At 50.8% G+C, this 17,394-nt stretch carries 20 protein-coding genes; 8 read left to right on the forward strand and 12 right to left on the reverse strand.

Annotated elements, in window-relative coordinates:
* Window positions 1-126: 126 nt before the first annotated feature.
* Window positions 127-894 carry a hydroxyacylglutathione hydrolase gene (gloB, locus tag METH11B_RS0110590; protein ID WP_026602019.1) on the forward strand — a complete coding sequence of 256 codons (768 nt, stop codon included), beginning with the start codon at window positions 127-129 and terminating at the stop codon, window positions 892-894.
* Window positions 895-979: 85 nt separating this feature from the next.
* Window positions 980-1,843 carry a glycosyltransferase family 2 protein gene (locus METH11B_RS0110595; protein WP_020484929.1) on the forward strand — a complete coding sequence of 288 codons (864 nt, stop codon included), beginning with the start codon at window positions 980-982 and terminating at the stop codon, window positions 1,841-1,843.
* A gap of 1 nt (window position 1,844) precedes the next feature.
* On the opposite strand, the gene METH11B_RS0110600 is transcribed toward METH11B_RS0110595, so the two are convergent.
* The 10 genes from METH11B_RS0110600 to METH11B_RS0110645 form a co-directional block, all read right to left on the reverse strand.
* Entirely contained in the window at window positions 1,845-2,978 is a 1,134-nt protein-coding gene (locus METH11B_RS0110600; protein WP_026602020.1) for a methyltransferase, read from the reverse strand.
* A 250-nt stretch (window positions 2,979-3,228) separates the two neighbouring features.
* Complete coding sequence (locus METH11B_RS0110605; protein ID WP_026602021.1) at window positions 3,229-4,029, reverse strand: TatD family hydrolase; 801 nt, start codon at window positions 4,027-4,029, stop codon at window positions 3,229-3,231.
* A gap of 47 nt (window positions 4,030-4,076) precedes the next feature.
* Window positions 4,077-4,430 (reverse strand): PilZ domain-containing protein, encoded by a 354-nt coding sequence (locus METH11B_RS0110610; RefSeq protein WP_020484926.1) that lies wholly within the window; start codon window positions 4,428-4,430, stop codon window positions 4,077-4,079.
* A gap of 4 nt (window positions 4,431-4,434) precedes the next feature.
* Window positions 4,435-5,436 carry a DNA polymerase III subunit delta' gene (locus METH11B_RS0110615; protein WP_026602022.1) on the reverse strand — a complete coding sequence of 334 codons (1,002 nt, stop codon included), beginning with the start codon at window positions 5,434-5,436 and terminating at the stop codon, window positions 4,435-4,437.
* Window positions 5,429-6,061, reverse strand: coding sequence for a dTMP kinase (gene tmk / locus METH11B_RS0110620; RefSeq protein WP_026602023.1), 633 nt, complete (start codon window positions 6,059-6,061; stop codon window positions 5,429-5,431). The genes METH11B_RS0110615 and tmk overlap by 8 nt, the downstream gene beginning before the upstream one ends.
* Window positions 6,058-7,047, reverse strand: a complete 990-nt coding sequence (mltG, locus tag METH11B_RS0110625) for an endolytic transglycosylase MltG (RefSeq protein WP_026602024.1) — start codon at window positions 7,045-7,047, stop codon at window positions 6,058-6,060. The genes tmk and mltG overlap by 4 nt, the downstream gene beginning before the upstream one ends.
* Window positions 7,048-7,049: 2 nt before the next feature.
* Window positions 7,050-7,871 (reverse strand): aminodeoxychorismate lyase, encoded by an 822-nt coding sequence (gene pabC, locus METH11B_RS0110630; RefSeq protein WP_026602025.1) that lies wholly within the window; start codon window positions 7,869-7,871, stop codon window positions 7,050-7,052.
* A 27-nt stretch (window positions 7,872-7,898) separates the two neighbouring features.
* Window positions 7,899-9,143 carry a beta-ketoacyl-ACP synthase II gene (fabF, locus tag METH11B_RS0110635; protein ID WP_026602026.1) on the reverse strand — a complete coding sequence of 415 codons (1,245 nt, stop codon included), beginning with the start codon at window positions 9,141-9,143 and terminating at the stop codon, window positions 7,899-7,901.
* Window positions 9,144-9,233: 90 nt separating this feature from the next.
* Entirely contained in the window at window positions 9,234-9,467 is a 234-nt protein-coding gene (acpP, locus tag METH11B_RS0110640; protein ID WP_013820083.1) for an acyl carrier protein, read from the reverse strand.
* Window positions 9,468-9,644: 177 nt separating this feature from the next.
* Window positions 9,645-10,577 (reverse strand): hypothetical protein, encoded by a 933-nt coding sequence (locus tag METH11B_RS0110645; RefSeq protein WP_020484920.1) that lies wholly within the window; start codon window positions 10,575-10,577, stop codon window positions 9,645-9,647.
* Between the two features lie 171 nt (window positions 10,578-10,748).
* Here METH11B_RS0110645 and METH11B_RS0110650 point away from each other — a divergent pair, with 171 nt between their 5' ends.
* Window positions 10,749-11,435: a VIT1/CCC1 transporter family protein gene (locus METH11B_RS0110650; RefSeq protein ID WP_026602027.1), complete on the forward strand. Its 687-nt coding sequence runs from the start codon at window positions 10,749-10,751 to the stop codon at window positions 11,433-11,435.
* 36 nt (window positions 11,436-11,471) lie between these two features.
* On the opposite strand, the gene draG is transcribed toward METH11B_RS0110650, so the two are convergent.
* Window positions 11,472-12,347 carry an ADP-ribosyl-[dinitrogen reductase] hydrolase gene (gene draG, locus METH11B_RS0110655; RefSeq protein WP_026602028.1) on the reverse strand — a complete coding sequence of 292 codons (876 nt, stop codon included), beginning with the start codon at window positions 12,345-12,347 and terminating at the stop codon, window positions 11,472-11,474.
* Window positions 12,344-13,150 carry an NAD(+)--dinitrogen-reductase ADP-D-ribosyltransferase gene (locus METH11B_RS0110660; RefSeq protein WP_026602029.1) on the reverse strand — a complete coding sequence of 269 codons (807 nt, stop codon included), beginning with the start codon at window positions 13,148-13,150 and terminating at the stop codon, window positions 12,344-12,346. Before METH11B_RS0110660 ends, draG begins: the two co-directional genes overlap by 4 nt.
* Before the next feature lie 307 nt (window positions 13,151-13,457).
* On the opposite strand from METH11B_RS0110660, the gene aqpZ reads away from it, so the two are divergent.
* The 5 genes from aqpZ to METH11B_RS0110680 all read left to right on the forward strand — a co-directional run bounded on the left by aqpZ (window position 13,458) and on the right by METH11B_RS0110680 (window position 17,389).
* The gene (gene aqpZ / locus METH11B_RS0110665; RefSeq protein ID WP_026602030.1) at window positions 13,458-14,147 is read left to right on the forward strand and encodes an aquaporin Z; all 690 of its coding nucleotides are present in this window, start codon (window positions 13,458-13,460) and stop codon (window positions 14,145-14,147) included.
* A gap of 176 nt (window positions 14,148-14,323) precedes the next feature.
* The gene (locus METH11B_RS0110670) at window positions 14,324-15,244 is read left to right on the forward strand and encodes a DUF3616 domain-containing protein (protein ID WP_026602031.1); all 921 of its coding nucleotides are present in this window, start codon (window positions 14,324-14,326) and stop codon (window positions 15,242-15,244) included.
* 177 nt (window positions 15,245-15,421) lie between these two features.
* Complete coding sequence (locus METH11B_RS29145; RefSeq protein ID WP_155931110.1) at window positions 15,422-15,763, forward strand: hypothetical protein; 342 nt, start codon at window positions 15,422-15,424, stop codon at window positions 15,761-15,763.
* A gap of 20 nt (window positions 15,764-15,783) precedes the next feature.
* Window positions 15,784-16,185, forward strand: coding sequence for a DUF6228 family protein (locus METH11B_RS29150; RefSeq protein WP_152428974.1), 402 nt, complete (start codon window positions 15,784-15,786; stop codon window positions 16,183-16,185).
* Window positions 16,186-16,843: 658 nt separating this feature from the next.
* On the forward strand, window positions 16,844-17,389 hold the full coding sequence (locus tag METH11B_RS0110680; protein WP_026602032.1) for a hypothetical protein: 546 nt from the start codon (window positions 16,844-16,846) through the stop codon (window positions 17,387-17,389).
* Window positions 17,390-17,394 lie beyond the last annotated feature (5 nt).

The raw sequence follows: 17,394 nt of genomic DNA on the forward strand, positions 1-17,394 counted from the left end.
TATCGGAAAGGCGTATCAGCTTTTAGCACTGACACGCCTTTCAGGTTAAGCAACCCGCGCTGCAATTTTAAAACGCGTGTGGGTAAGGTGTTAGATTTCGTTATTTAGCAACCTGGGGGTTATACCATGCTGAGCATTCTTCTCGTCCCCGCCTTAAACGATAATTATATTTACCTGCTACACGAACCAAACAGCGGCGAAACAGCAGTAGTCGATCCAGCTGTTTCCGCGCCAGTGGTTGATGCGCTTCAGCAGCAGGACTGGCAACTTGATTACATTTTTAACACCCATCACCACGGCGACCATGTTGGCGCCAATTTGCAACTCAAGCAACAAACCGGCTGCAAGATCGTTGGCTCGGCAGCAGACCAAGCGCGTATTCCGGGCATTGATATCATGCTTAGCGACGGGGATGTCGTAAAACTCGGCAATCAGAGCTTTCAGGTCATCGACACACCCGGCCATACCGTAGGGCATATCGTTTATTACAGCGCCGATAGTCAGGCTTTGTTTTGCGGCGACACTTTGTTTTCGCTCGGTTGCGGTCGATTGTTCGAAGGCAGCGCGGAACAGATGTGGTATTCGTTGCAAAAACTGAAAGCCTTGCCTGCCGAAACCCGCATCTACTGCGCTCACGAATATACCGCCGCCAATGGCCGTTTTGCGCTGTCGATTGACGCAGACAATCCACAATTACAGCAGCGCATTACGCAGGTTGTCGAATTGCGCAGACAAAATCTCCCCTCCATCCCATCTACTATTGGCCTTGAGCTGGCGACCAATCCCTTTTTTAGAGAACACGATACTGGCATTCGCCACAAGATCGACATGACAGAACAATCAGACTTAGCGGTTTTTAGGCAATTACGCCTTTTGAAAGACCAGTTTCAATAAGTCTGGCCCAGCTGTCGATAATATTTAATTCTGCTAGACTGTTTTCCACATTTCGGCATGTTTCCCTGCCAACCTTTGGATTTTCATGAATAATACCCCGTCGATCAGCATCGTAATCCCTGCGAAAAACGAGTCGAAAAATCTGCCGTCCTTTTTACCGATGTTGCACCTGCTCTATCCGGATGCGGAGATTCTGCTGATAAACGATGGCTCGACAGACGATACCGCCGCCATCGCGCGCGCGGCCGGTGTCACGGTTATTGATCATCCTTACAGCATGGGCAACGGCGCGGCTATCAAAACCGGCGCCAGACATGCAAAAAACGATATTTTGGTATTTATGGATGCCGATGGCCAACACGATCCCGGCGACATTCCGGCATTGCTTAACAAACTGAACGACGGCTATGACATGGTAGTCGGCGCCCGAAACGCCGGTAGCCACGCCTCGTTATTCCGACGTCTGGCAAATAACTTTTACAACAAACTGGCATCAATGATGACCGGACACAAAATAGAAGATCTTACCTCCGGATTTCGTGCAGCTCGGGCCAACAAATTCCGTAAATTTCTTTACCTATTACCCAACGGTTTTTCTTATCCAACCACCAGCACGATGGCATTTTTTCGTTCCGGCTTCCCGGTGGCGTACATTCCCATCCACGCCGGTAAACGTAGCGGCAAAAGCCATATCCGGCTGATGCATGACGGTTTTCGATTTTTTATTATTATCTTACGGATCGGGGTACTGTTCTCGCCGATGCGGCTATTTTTACCCATCAGCAGCATAGTGTTTAGCTTGGGCGCAGGCTATTACGGCTATACCTATTTTACGGAAAACCGGTTTACCAATATGAGCGCGGTACTGTTTTTGTCGTCTTTATTTATTTTTCTAATCGGCATTGTGTCCGAACAAATATCCTCACTGCATTATAAAAATATCGAATAACTCAGCTCTTTATACAGCTGAAAATCACGAATTTAGCATTGGCTGCGACCTGCCGGCAATTTCCGAACAGCTTCTTCAAGGGCAGATGGTAATTTAAATGGCGATTGCCGATTACCCGTAACTCACCGCCCTGACGCAAGACCTTATGCGCCTGCCGGAACATCTGCCAGGCAATATGATCGCCTATGGTGTGCTGTTGATGGAACGGCGGATTACAGACTATGCAGTCTGCACTGTTCTCCGGGTAATCGCTTAAACAATCGGCGACTAAAAAATCGGCCTGCCGACTATCGGCAAAAGCTGCCGCAAAATTTTCCCTGGCTGAGGCGATAGCCATAAACGATTCATCGATAAACCCAATTCGCGCGCTTGGGTTTTGTTTTGCCAACATCACGCCGACAATCCCATTGCCGCACCCCAAATCGATAAAATCGTAATATTCGGAATTCTGCGGTAGATGCTCTAATAAAAAACGCGTGCCTATATCCAGACTATCGCGGGAAAACACATTGGCATGATTACAAAACGTAAGATCGCTGTTCTCCAATGGATACCGCGTCGGGTAAGGGTTTGCAGGTAATTGCAGATTTGGATCCAACCGGGCAAAAATCAGTCGGGCTTTTTTTACCGCCAAGGAAGGTTGCGTAGGCCCGATCAAACGTTCCAGCAATATCCATGCGGTGGGCGGCAAACTCTTCACCATGCCGGCGGCTATCAGTTGGCAATCGGCTTTTAACAAAGGCTTGAGCGCGTGTAGCTGATATTCCAGCAACGCCAGAGTTTTGGGGATTTTAATCAGCAGGTAATCAATGCCGGCTTCCGGTAGCGACAAGCTATCCAGCAACCGCACTCGCTCGTGGTCAATGTCATTCAATGCCAGATTAATACGCGTCGCCTGCTGCGAAAGCCAGGAATCGGAAACGGCGGTTGGTCGATAAGCGCTTAGTGAAACCGCCAACGCGCCGAAGCTATCGTTGAGGATGACGATATTGGCATGCTCGGCAATGCCTGCGGCAGCCAATTGATTCAACAGATATTCGTCTGCGGCGTCCCACGCCCGCAACAATTCGTTTTTGCGAAACGGTAAGCGCTGGAGTTGAAAATTTCCTAGCGGACTAGCTAATTCCAGATCCATATTGCGAGAAAAATAACTTTGCTATAACCCAGGACATAAAAGGCAGATTGATGTAATGACGGCATTTCAAGGAATTATGTTAACCACCAGGCCAGCGACAATTTGCCACGCGGCAATATGCCACATTTTCAGGACTGTGCCGCTTCAGTAAACTGCAAGCAACTCTTGTATGCGCCCCGTTTGGGGAATGAGAGTTATACCCCACCTCTCTAAACGGCCGCTCCATCACACATGGGGCCGGCCGTTTTTTTTAGCTGGCCTGACGTAGCTTATCCGCCGAAGATCCGGCAAATAGGCGATAAAAGTTTTCGGTTGACTGCTCGGCAATAGCTTCGACAGAGGTCCCGCGCAAATCAGCAATATGTTCCGCCACATAGCGGACATAGGTCGGATAATTCGGTTTACCGCGATACGGCACCGGCGCGAGATACGGCGAGTCGGTTTCAATCAGAAAACGGTCGGCTGGTATTTTACGCGCCACATCCTTGATGGCTTCCGCGTTCTTGAAGGTCACGATGCCTGAAAAAGAGATATAGAAATTCAAATCCAAAGCTTTTTCCGCATACGCCCAATCCTCGGTAAAGCAGTGAATGATGCCCCCAACCTGATCCGCGCCTTCTTCCCGCAGCACATCCAAGGAATCGTGGCCAGCTTCGCGGGTATGGATAATTAAAGGCTTGTTGAGTGTCTTGGCTGCGGCAATATGGGTGCGAAACCGTTCAAACTGCCATTCCAGATCGCCTTCGCTACGAAAATAGTCCAGTCCCGTCTCACCAATGGCGATCACTTTTTCGTTATCGGCCAACTGTAGCAAATCATCTAGCGTGGGCTCACGCCCATCATGAACATTAGGATGCACGCCCACCGACAAGGAGATATCCGAATACGGCATGACTTGCTCCAGCATGGCCGGATAGGCTTCCATATCGATGGCAATACACAGCATATGCCGGACCTTGGCCGCGCGAGCCGCTTGCACAAAGGTATTGAAATCATTAGCGTAGGGCGCTAAATCGATACGGTCGAGATGACAGTGTGAGTCGATAAACATGAGTTTAGGAAAGTAAAGACAGCGGCAAAGCCCGCCCGCCAAACAGTTTACATGGTATGCGTGGAACGATCAGATTCTAATGCGCCAGCCAAATAGGTTTCAATTTTGTTACGCGCCGCACCGCCATCCTGATCACTAAATTGCACGCCAATGCCGGCTGCACGGTAGCCCTCGGCACCCGCCGGGGTCTTCCAGATAATTTTGCCGGCAATCGGCAAGCGCTCGGTTTCGTCCATTAAGTTCAGCAACATGAACACTTCCTCACCCATCTCGTATTCGCGCTTGGTCGGAATAAACAAACCGCCGTTTTTCACGAACGGCATGTACGCCGCATACAGCGCATTTTTATCCTTGATCGATAAGGACAAGATACCTTGTCTGGGTGCTGCTGATTCTGCCATACGCTTATTGTCTATTCAGTTGCGACCAACTAATCAATAGCTGCTCGACCATCAATTGTTTATTAAGTTGCGTGTTCAGTTGCGACTTGGTGGTAAGCACATTATCGTAAAACCGATATAGGCGTTTCAATTCTAGCCGCTCGGCAAGGGCTTGCAAGGCATTTTTCAGATCCGGATTGGCAAGCGCCGGCGATTCCGCCCGGTACGCGTATTTGACTATGTCCGCGACCCAGCTTGCCATCCACAGCAAAACCACTGCCAAATCGATTTTTTCCTGCTTTTGCCAGAGCTCGGCTACCGTCAACAAATTTTCCTTGCCTTGCGCAATCTGCAACCAAGCCTCGAAATACTGCTGCCTGAGCTGAATCATATTCTGTTCGGCGTAATGCTTAGCCAACAGCGGCGAGCCTTGGGCCAGTTTTAATAACAACTCGGTTTGTTCTCCGACACCCTGCTGCTGCAACCATAGCATCGCCAGTTCGCGCGCGGGCGTTGCGCAATCGATTTTCTGGCAACGGCTACGGATTGTCGCCGGCAATCGGCTCGGTTGCTCGCTGATCAACAACAAACAAGTCCGTTCGGTCGGCTCTTCCAGACACTTCAAAAACGCATTCGCCGAAGCTGTGTTCAATGCGTCAGCCGGCTGAATGATCACGACTCTATAGGCATGATCGTACTGCGGTTTCAAAGCCAGCTTCACAATCAGTTGCCTGATTTTATCGATACCGATGGCTTTGCCGGGTTCGTCGGGCGCTATCATCAAAAAATCGGGATTAGTTTGCGCATCGAATAAATTGCAACCGACACAATGACCGCACGCGCTAGCATCGGCTAACGGCGCGTGACACAACAAGGTCCGTGCATAATACTCGGCCAAATGCTGTTTGCCCTGCCCGACCGCACCGGAAAACAGCAAGGCTTGCGGGATGCGTTGCTGTTCGATATAACCGTGCAACTGCCGCCAGTTCTCGTGTTGCCAGGGATAAAGCCCGATTCGGCTAGGCATTAATGCCCCACAATCCCGCCAACTCGCGGCGCAATTGCTGCTGCACTTCGCTTAACGGTAAGCTGGCATCGATGATCTTATAGCGCTGCAAATCCGTGGCGGCGCGTTGTAAATACGTTTGCCGGACCCGGTCGAAAAACGCCAACTGTTCGGTTTCGAAGCGGTCCAACTCGCCTCTGTGCTTGGCGCGCAGCATACCGACTTCTATCGGCGCGTCGAACACAAATGTCAAATCCGGCCTCAGGGTACCTTGTACGGCTTTTTCCAACCAAGCGATGGTTTGCAGATCCATATTCCGGCCACCACCTTGGTAGGCATAGGTGGCATCAGTAAAACGGTCACACACCACCCACTGCCCTTGCTGCAAAGCTGGCAAAATCACCTGTTGAATATGTTGGGCGCGGGCCGCGAATACCAGCAACAACTCGGCCTGCTCGGTCAAACTTTCCGCTTGCCGTTCCAACAAAATCCCACGAATCTTTTCGGCAATGCCGGTGCCGCCCGGCTCACGCGTCAGCACGAAGGGAATACCCCGTTCTTCCAACAGTTGCTTGATAAATTGCAGATTGGTGGACTTGCCGACGCCTTCGCCACCTTCCAGCGTGATAAATCGTCCGCGTGTCATCGTTGATATTGATCGACGTATTTTTCGTGTTCCGCCAAGGTCGAAGAAAAGGCATGGCGGCCATTGCCGCGGGCGACAAAAAACAAGGCATCGCTATTATCGGGATGTAAAGCAGCAACGATGGCTTGCTTACCAGGCATCGCAATCGGTGTAGGCGGCAGTCCTTCGATGACGTAGGTGTTGTAGGGTGTATGTTCGCGCAAATCCTTATGCCGGATATCACCGTGGTAGTCATCGCCCATGCCGTAGATGACAGTCGGGTCGGTTTGCAACAACATGCCTTTCTTCAAGCGCCGAGCAAATACCCCGGCGATTTTTCTCCGCTCTTCGCCGGCGCCGGTCTCCTTTTCGACGATAGATGCCAAAATCAAAGCCTCGTACGGATTTTCCAACGGCACGCCATCGTCGCGCTTCTGCCATTCTTCGTTCAATACCGCTTGCATTCGATCGTGTGCGCGCTTCAGTAAATCGACATCGGAGGTGTTTTTTTCAAAGAAATAGGTATCGGGAAAAAACAAGCCCTCCGGATGATTCTTATCCGAGCCGATTTGCGCCATCAAGTCTTCCAGTTGGTTATCGGTCAGTGTGTGTTGCAGATTGGGGTTGTTCTTGATTGTGTTAAACACTTGCTTGAAGGACCATCCTTCCGGAAACGTAATCGAATACTTCCTGGTTTTACCGTCGGTCAATTGTTGCAGAATGTCAGCGGCGGTAGAACCTTTAGCCAACACATACTCACCCACCTTCAACAAATGGTCGAGATTTTTCCGATAGGCAAATAAACGAAACCATAAGCGATTTACCGTCACCTGCTGCGCACGCAGATTTTTCACCACCGATTCCAGCGTATCGCCTTTTTTAATTTCAATCACGGTCTCGGTCATTACTACCGGCTTTTTGAGAATCAGTTGATAGTGCATACCGGCCCAAATCGACACCAAGCCCAATACCATTAATAACGTAAATGCGATGATGCTTCTGAACACTGCTATACCTCCGCCATGCGGGCTGTGCTGAGCAGATCTTGCAAACGCCGAGTGATGACACCGACCTTAAAAACTTGCCCTTCCAGCCGTTTGATCGGCCAAATACCGATTACCGAGTTACTGACAAATAATTCGTCAGCTTGCAAAACGGCAGCTTGATCAATTGCTTGCTCAAATAACGGTAGTTTGATCCGCTGCGCGAACTCCATAATCAATTGCCGCACAATACCCGCAACTCCGCATTGCCCTAACGGCGGCGTGTATAAACTGCCGGACTTGACGATGAATAGATTAGTCATCGTGCCTTCCACCACACGGTCTTGAGTATCCAACATCAAACCCTCTTGAATTGAATCATCTTGCCATTCCGCTCTGGCTAAAATCTGCTCGAGTCGATTCATGTGCTTGATGCCGGCCAAGCTCGGGTTCAAAGACAAACGCTGGCCGCAAAAACGCGCGGCTATGCCGTCTGTTTGGAACTGATGGGGGTAATCGGGATAAGGATGCAGACCGAATAGTCTGGTAGGGATAATGTGATCCGGCTGCCGGTAACCGCGACCGCCGCTGCCGCGCGTCACCATCAACTTCAACACGGCTCTCTCGCTGGACTGACTCAATTGCCGCGCTTCAACGTCGAGCAAGGCAGTATCCGGCATCGGAATTAGCAGCCGGCGACAACCTTCGGCTAAGCGTTTTAGATGACGATCAAAAAACAGCGGCTTGCCCTGCAATACTTCGATGGTCTCGAACAGACCGTCACCGTATTGAAAACCTCGATCAGAAACATCGACACAGTGTCTGTGCTCGCCGTTTAATAAAAACATAGCCAGACACTGCGGAAGCGGAAGCGCTTATTGGTAACGTTTGAAAACCAGCGAACCATTGGTACCGCCGAATCCAAACGAGTTGGAAATGGCGACATCGATGCTCATGTTTCTGGCTGTATTCGGAACGTAATCCAGATCGCACTCGGGATCGGGATTTTCCAAATTGATGGTGGGCGGTGCAATTTGATGCTGAATAGCCAAGGCGGTCAATACCGCTTCGATACCACCTGCCGCGCCCAGCAAATGACCAATCATCGATTTGGTGGAGCTGACAGCCACTTTATAAGCCGAGTCGCCCAGCGCTAATTTCATCGCATGCGTTTCGCCAATATCGCCGGCCGGTGTCGAGGTACCGTGCGCGTTGATATATTGCACGTCTTGCGGATTCACTTTAGCGTCACGCATCGCATTGCGCATGCAGCGTGCCGCACCTTCGCCGCCTTCGGATGGCGAGGTGATGTGGTAAGCATCGCCGCTCATGCCGTAACCGACCAGTTCCGCATAAATTTTCGCCCCACGCGCTTTGGCGTGTTCCAGTTCTTCCAACACCACGACCCCGGCACCGTCACTGAGTACGAAGCCGTCACGGTCTCGATCCCAAGGCCGACTGGCGGTGGTCGGACTATCGTTACGACGCGACAAGGCTTTTGCCGAGGCAAATCCGCCCATCGCGGTCGGCGAGGTCGTGCAGCGTTCCGCGCCACCGGCGACCATCACATCGGCGTCGCCGTATTTGATCAATCTCGCCGCGTCGCCGATATTATGCGTACCGGTCGAACAAGCGGTGACGATGGCAAAGTTAGGGCCTTTCAAACCGTATTTGATCGACAGATTGCCGGAGATCATATTGATGATATTGCCCGGCACAAAAAAAGGCGAAATCCGTCTGGGACCACCCGCCACGTAGGTGGCATAGCATTCTTCAATACCGGTGATACCGCCAATACCGGCGCCGATGGCTACGCCGATGCGCTCGGCATTTTCTTCGGTGACTTCAAAACCGGAATCCTCAATCGCCTGGCAACCGGCAGCAATGCCGTAATGCACGAAGCCGTCCATGCGTTTGGCATCCTTATCGGCTATATAATCGCCGATATTAAAATTTCTGATGACACCGCCGAACGTCGTTGCAAAAGGGGATATGTCAAATGAATCGATCGGACTAATGCCGCTCTTCCCGTTGACAATGCCATCCCAGGTATCGGCAACATTATTGGCTAACGGCGTAATGGCGCCTAAGCCCGTTATAACAACTCGACGTGTGCTCACAGTAAACTACCGGTAAAAAAAGAAGACAACCAGAGAAGGGGGATAAACCGGCTAGTGGATGGAAACCACCCACTAACTTTTGGAAACAACTTACTGCAGATTGGCGTTGATATAATCGATAGCCAATTGGACTGTGGTGATTTTTTCAGCTTCTTCGTCTGGAATTTCGCATTCGAATTCTTCTTCCAGAGCCATGACGAGTTCAACTGTGTCTAAAGAATCAGCACCAAGATCGTCAACAAAAGACGCATCGTTCGCGATTTCTTCTTTTACGCCTAATTGTTCTGCGACAATCTTTTTTACTCGTTCTTCGATATTACTCATATTTTTTTCCTCGAACAATGCAAATGCCTGACTGCGAGCACTTACCTTATCTTTAGTGTTGTATTAATTGAATTTGCAATCTCGTCACTGGCCTTGCCTAACGACAGCGCGGATTATACTTTATGTTCCAAAAAATTCACAACATTCGCCCGCGACTAGGCGATTCGCGGCCTGAGGCTATGTCTTCCCGCTCAAATTTTTAATAATTTCTTCCAACGGCACCAAATTCAGTTTGATACGAAACAAAACCGCCTTGTTCTCCAACACCCCGAAACATTCGTAGGTGCGCAACATGATGCTGGTGTGATTCAGGGTTTTATCCGGAGACTCCGGCAATTGCTTAACCAGAATATGCAGCTTGTCGTTGTTTTTTAGCTTAGCCAAATGCACGCGATCGACCGATATGTCGTGCGAGGTATACACCATCGGATTGCGCTTGAAATCGTGGTTTTCCAGTTGCGCTTTCTCCAGCAAAGCGCCGGAAGTCAAACTGCAAGGAAACACTTCCGGATACTGTGCCACTTGCAACAACTCATCGAAATAGTCGGACTGCTCCGCAAACGAACCCGACAGAAAGTTCTTCACATTGCCGTTATTCATCCACTTACGCTTCAAAAAAAACTCGGTGCCGGGCACAACGGTTTTATCGGGTAGCGCATTTAAATCCGGCAGACCGCTTAAATCGGTATCCGCTAAAAACAAAGGCTGTTTCGTTTCTTTTTTATACCCGAGCAAGATGGTTTTACCTTGCGACTTGATCGCAATCCGATTGGTTAAAGTGAGTTCCGGTATCGTCGCGATGAGCGTCTTTTTGATATCCAGCGTCATTGCCTGCCGCGGCCGCAAGGCATTGACGAAGATGATCTGATAATTACTAAAACGCAGCTGATTGTCGGCGATAATCTGGTCTTCGTGATGCGCTTCCCGGTATAAGCGCATCTGATATTCGATCAGGGTATTCAACTGAAAGCCCAACACAATCGGGCCTTTAAACGGATTATGCGTGACCTGCAACCATTTATGCTTGTCATGAAACAGGTTGAAATCGTCGGACGCGTTGCGGGCGACTTCGATATGAATTTGTTCGAAAGTAAACGACTGGTCTTTCATCGATGGCCAATGACAGTAGATATTGACCGGCTATTCTAGGCCGATTGCGATAAATCAGAAAGTAACGCACCAAACTAGCCCATTCACAGCCGACAACAATACTCGGCCTAGACCGGAAAATCAGGTTACTATCCAAGCATATCCTCACTTACTTGGGCAACGAGAAGCCGCATGCATATCGAAAGACATAAAAATCACCGCATTGGCTGGCTACGGGCGGCCGTGCTGGGCGCCAACGACGGCATAGTGTCCACTGCCAGCCTGATTTTGGGCGTCGCGGCAGCCGGCGTGGATGCCAAACATATCTTGATCGCCGGCATTGCCGGCCTGGTAGCCGGCGCGATGTCCATGGCCGCCGGCGAATACGTCTCGGTGTGCTCGCAAGCAGACACCGAACACGCCGACCTGGAGCGCGAACGCCGGGAACTCGCCGCCTATCCGGAACACGAGCATGAGGAAATGACCGCAATCTATGTAGAACGCGGCCTGGACGAAGCGCTGGCCGCCGAAGTTGCCCGCCAGCTGATGGCACACGACGCGCTTGGCGCGCATAGCCGCGACGAACTTGGCATTACCGACACCTCCACCGCCCGCCCGGTGTTGGCAGCATTTTCATCGGCTGGCAGTTTTTCCGTTGGGGCAATATTGCCTTTATTGCTGGTGTTGTGGACGCCGGCACCCGTATTGATTTGGGCCGTAGCCGGCGGCTCCTTGCTGCTGTTGGTATCGCTAGGCGCCCTATCCGCCCGCGTTGGCGGCGCTTCAATGTTGATTGCTGGATTGCGCGTCAGCTTTTGGGGCGCGTTGGCCATGGGCTTGACCGCTGGAGTTGGGGCTATATTTGGGGTGGCCGCCTGAGACAAACCAAGCCGAAAAGTGTATCCGGGGATTTGCTCAGTTAGTCATTTGCAAAAGTGCCGTCACTTGCTGACGTATTTGCTCTGCTAACTCACCATCCAACCGTTCCAACCACTGCTCAGGAATCCGCTCCAATCCATACTTCGCACCCGCCAACATCCCCGCCAAGGCGCCGGTGGTATCGGCATCGCCGCCTTGATTGACTGTGGCGATCAGGCAAGATTCGAAGCTGTCGGTGTTGAAAAAATGATGCAGCACCGTCTGTACGGTATCGACGATGTAGCCCGAGGCTTTGCCCGGATACGGATTGTAGGCAAATTCGCTGTGCTGATTGATCAAGTGTTCGGCTTCCAACAAACAGGCCTCAAGGCCTTGCCCGTGAATCAATCGATTGGTCATTCGCCCCAATGCCAGGGTCGCGGCATCGGACAACGAGTTGTGATGGGTGATGTGACTCTGCTCCAGGCTCCAAACTTCGAAATCGTCCGGCCGGTCCAAAGTTGCCAGCACCACCGGCAAATTGCGCATGCAGGCACCGTTGCCGGCATCATCTTCTCGCGGCAAGCCCACCAATAAACCTTTGTCGCGATATCGCAGGATGCCGCGACGGCAAGTGTTGCCGACATCCGGCGGATCACTTGCCAGCCAAGCCAAAAAATTGTCGGCTACCGCCCGCAAATTCCAGCCTTGCTGATCGATGATGGCTTCCCCCAAGGCCAAGGACATTTGCGTATCGTCGGTGACTTGCCCAGGCTCCAAGCCGAGCCAGCCGCCACCTATCATTTCGGTATGCACGCCGTAACGTTTCTGGATTTGCTTCGGCGACATGAATTCCACCGTCGCGCCCAATGCATCGCCGCAAGCAAAGCCCAAGTAAGCCCCCAAAGCCCGATTCATTAACTGCTCGTTCATCGCTGCACCTTTACTCGATAATCGCCACCAATCACTAAGTATTCGCCCTCCCCACGCAAAGCGTGATGCGGCAGCAGGTCGCTAAAAAACACCAGTTTCACCATCGGCACCTCCACTTCTAATATATACCCGCCAAATTCGCTGGCGATATTAGGGCGGTCGGTAAACGACACAATACTGTTGAGGCGGACGATTTTATGCTGTTTGTCTTGCTCGGTAACGACCCAATCGTCCAGGGCATTGACGCCGCGATACAGAGTTTTATGGGTTGCAGCCGGCACCTGAAAACGCTCTATCACCCATTGGCAAAACTCGTAGAGCAAATCCAACTGCATATAGATGCAATTGTTGTGATAGCGGCTGTTCATCTTTTCTTCAATGTAGACAATCCAGTCCTTGCTCATAAAACTGCTGATCTGCTGCTTATGGTAGCTGGGAAACAAACCGAAGCGACTCTCCACCCAACCCTTCAACACCGCGCCCTGCGCATTATTGGAATCCAGCCCCCAATCCTGAATCAGGCGCAGATAACTGTTGCGATACCGGCGCCGGCCCTCGGCATCGTCGCGCAAGCGCTGCTCGGTTTCGAAACCGAATACCACGCACATATAATCTTGAAAGATCCGCCCGCACTCGGCCAACGTGGCTTGGCCGGCCAACTGTTCGAACAGTCCGGGTGCCGACTCCCGGGTACCGGCGATATGTAAGGGCTTGGGATAATCATTGAATAGATGACTGGCCATACAAGCGGTCGCCATGCCGATCAAATTGGTACTGTGGCCGTGTTGGGAAATATCGGGCATGGATAAACCGGCAAGAATGACAGGCAAGGTGATAAACCCTAATTTTCACATCGAATAGGGAAATTAGCCATACAGAACAGATTTGCCCGGACTAATTCTTCGGTAATTTTTGACGCCACAAAACCCACTGTCTTCCACGCAACCGAGTCGCTAGCCAAAAATAGCAAGCACCAAGCAAGAATCTAGCCGTTTTTTGTGATTGACATCACACAAAGACACAGAATACAGTGCGCTAGCCGATTGATTATTAAACAAAAAACAAGTGATCGATGACAGGCACAACAATAACAACACACAGGAGAGTCATATGAAAAAATATGTTGCCGAGTCCTTTGGGACATTTTGGTTAGTTCTTGGTGGCTGCGGAAGTGCGGTATTGGCGGCGGCGTTTCCGAATGTGGGCATTGGCTTACTCGGCGTTTCACTGGCGTTCGGTTTGACGGTGCTGACCATGGCTTACGCCATCGGTCATATCTCCGGTTGCCACCTCAATCCGGCGGTGTCGGTCGGCCTTTGGATGGGCGGCCGATTTCCAGCCAATCAATTGTTGCCTTATATCGTCTCACAGGTGATCGGTGCGATTGCCGCCGGCGGCGTGTTGTATTTAATCGCCAGCGGCAAGGCCGGCTTTGATGTGGCGGCGGGATTTGCCTCCAACGGTTACGGCGAACATTCGCCAGGCGGCTACTCCTTGTTATCCGCGCTGATTACCGAAGTGGTGATGACCATGATGTTTTTACTGATCATCCTTGGTGCCACCGACGCCCGCGCTCCGGCAGGCCTGGCACCTATCGCCATTGGCCTTGGTTTAACGTTGATTCACCTGATCAGCATTCCGGTCACCAACACTTCAGTCAATCCAGCGCGCAGCCTGGGTGTGGCGGTTTACGTCGGCGACTGGGCCTTGGCGCAACTCTGGCTATTCTGGCTGGCACCGATTATTGGCGCGGTTTTAGGCGCGTTGGTTTATCGCTTTATCGGCAGCCCGGACGAGTAACCCTGAGCTTACTTGAGCGCAGATCAGCAACCCTTCATAATTCCCGCGAAAGCGGGAATCCATTGTGGCACCGGGGCTCCCGCCTGCGCGGGAGCGACAATATTAGGGCCGGATTAATTCAGGCATCGCCGACTGGCCACCTTTCTTGAAATCAAAATTTCGCCAGCGATTCCGATATGGATATAAAAACCTACAAAGGCCGATCGAATGTATCCGGCGCCATTGCCCTAAATGACCGTTACTTCATCGTTGCGGACGACGAAGACAACGAACTCAGCGTATTCGACAAACACGCAGAAAAAGCCCTAAAGCCGGCAATTGCCCTGTCAGAAGTTTTCGATGGCGAAATCAAAGACGGCAAGCATCAGGAAATCGATCTGGAAGGCGGCGCGCGCATTGGCGAGGTCTATTTCTGGATAGGCTCGCACAGCACCAACAGCGAAGGCGACGAACGGCCGGCTAGGCGGCGCTTATTCGGCATCCATCTAACCGAAATCGAACCGGGCAAATTCAGCGCCCAGCGTTATGGGTCGATTTACACACAATTAATCGCAGACCTAAAGCAGGACAAACGCTTTGCCCGCTATGACTGGGAACAAGCCGAACGTATACCACCCAAAGACACGGGCGGCTTGAGTATCGAAGGCTTGGCGGCCACCCCTGAGCACGGCTTATTAATCGGCTTTAGAAACCCGCTAGCCGGCGGCAACACCGAAAACGGCTACCTAAAAAACGGCAAAGCCATCCTGGTACACTTACTCAATCCATTGGCACTGCTACAAGGCCAAGCCGCGCAATTCGCCGAGCCAATAGAATTGGATTTAGACGGCTTAGGCATCCGCGACATCGCCTGGCACCAAGACCACCTATACCTAATCGTCGCCGGACCTTTCCATGCTAACGAAAAGCGGCTGGAGAAACATTGGTTGTATTTATGGGATAGTGCTTCAGGAGAGCTGGAGCGGCTGGAGCATATCGATCTGGGAGATTTGAATATCGAAGCAGCGTTCTTTTTTCCGAGCCAGAATGATCGTGTCGAATTGCTAACTGACGATGGCGCAAAGAAGGAATTTCAATGCATTTCGGTGACGCTTTAGCCAAAACCGGCTTTATCAAACAGACCTTAGAAGCTAAGCATAAACAGTATTCTTTCTCCTGAATCGGGACGAAGGATTCAAATCTGCTCTGCAATTCTGTTAGGATTAAAACCTTGTATTACCTGCCTGGAATAGGCACACAGAAATCCTAAATTACTAGTTAGGCAATTTGAAACGATGTTTTCACTTAGAACATTAACTTGGTTTTGTTTGCTTGTTAGCGGTTATGCTAGCTTGTGGTTATTTGTCATCGGCCCAGGCCCGCTCATTACAAGCTTTTTATTTTACACAATGGGCTTGTTTTTCATTCCTGCATTTTTGCTGCAAATATTTGGCGCGCCTATGTTTATAGATGATGGCATTTTTCCTACCCCAACTACAGTTGGCTGGGTAATTACAAGTATATTTGCCACCATTGTTTTTTGGATTATAGCATGGGGCTTTGCACGCCTAACCCAACGATTAACCGGAACTAGAGCTAGCAGGAGGTTACGCGATAAAGCCGGGCCAGCCGGTTAACTCAGAGCGTCGCGATTAATATGAACTCTGTTTCAATTAAATCATGCGATAACTCCACTACATTGAGCTTTCGGCTGTTGGGAAGCACAAGCGATGCAATTGATTTTGTTGCTTCGATTTCTGGCGCGCCGTTCATTGGAGAAGTTCAATCAACAACATATTTTTCGGGCCCACCTAGTCTCCTATTCCGAGAAATGGCTGAATCATGGAAAGGATGGAAAGGTGAGAAGGTATGGTCCGCACTCGACGGCGAACTCTATCTCTCTGCGGCGACCACATCCCTTGGTCACGTCACTTTGAAAATTGAAATGACGGAGCAATCTGCTGATTTTAAACTTTATGCATCTCTTGGTTTAGAGGCGGGGCAATTAGAGGATATATACAACGATATTGCGTCCGTATTCCCACTAAATGACCTTTAGTTCTTAGTGCACCCTACAGACTGGTTGGAGCAATAGCGGAAACCCAAAGCGAGCGATGAATTTGGGGGCGGTTCTGTCCCATATGCCGCGCCGAGTACCGGAGCTTTTGATAGGAATCGCCCGCTAGGGGTGCGGCATGGATGCCGCACGTTGCCGAAGGGACAGGAAGCCCCTTTCGGCAACCCCTATCAAAAGCGAGGAACGCAGGGGAAAAGCGGCTTCCGGGCCGCCTTTTCTTTGGATACTTTCTTTTGGCGGAGCAAAAGAAAGTATCTCGCCCGCCGGTGCGAGAACCGGCCTTAAATCAAGGCTCGCGAAAGCGAAACATCATCCAAACAAACCTACACACCCCGCGTGGGCACAAAGCTCGCGCCCGCGCCAACAAAGCCAACGTAGACCCCAGCACCACAACAACCGCAACCAAAAAATTTGGATTTAAACTAACAACGCCGACTTCGATAATCGCATAGCCAAACAACATCCAAACACAGCAAACCAGCAGCCCTATCAGCTTTTTTATCCCAGCTTGTTCATTTTTGCTACAGTTCCCCTTAAGATACGACTAAATAACTAAAAAATGAATGCTTGAAATGTTCGAACGGCGTGGTAACTTTAGCCACTTAACCATAATAATAACTAGCTTAAGAGGAAACATCGCATGAGCCTTGACGAAAACAACAACGAGACCGAAGCCCAAAATCAAGCTGAAGAGCCTAGGCAACCGGAAACAGCTCCAGCCTCTGATTCCGCCGCCGCGGCGAAAGATGCGGCCGGCAATGTTATCGCTAACCTGCTGGCCCTGAAAGAATCCAACCCTAAAGTATTTTTTGGCGGTGTCGGCGCAGTTGCATTGATCGTGGTAGCCGTGTTTATGGGCGGCGGGTCTGATGCCAAATTGCCGGTTCACCAAGCGAAAGCCATGGTCCCCGGACAAAACTACGTGTTGAAAAGCCCCAATACTTACGATCCTAATGCAACTGTCAGATTAGTCGCTGTCCCCGGCTCCATGGCGGCTTACGATGATACCGAAGAAAATGATCGTGACGGCGCGTGCAAACACATGCCGCTTAATACTCCTGTCAAACTGATCCAAGCTCAGGCAGATACTACCGATAAAAATGTTCTGTGGGCTGAAGTAGAGATCACTGAATCCGGCGAATGCCAAGGCCGAAAAGCCTGGACTTCGGCAATAAACCTGCAATAACTGTT

Origin of the sequence: Methylomonas sp. 11b (assembly GCF_000515215.1) — a bacterium.
Taxonomy (GTDB): Bacteria; Pseudomonadota; Gammaproteobacteria; order Methylococcales; family Methylomonadaceae; genus Methylomonas.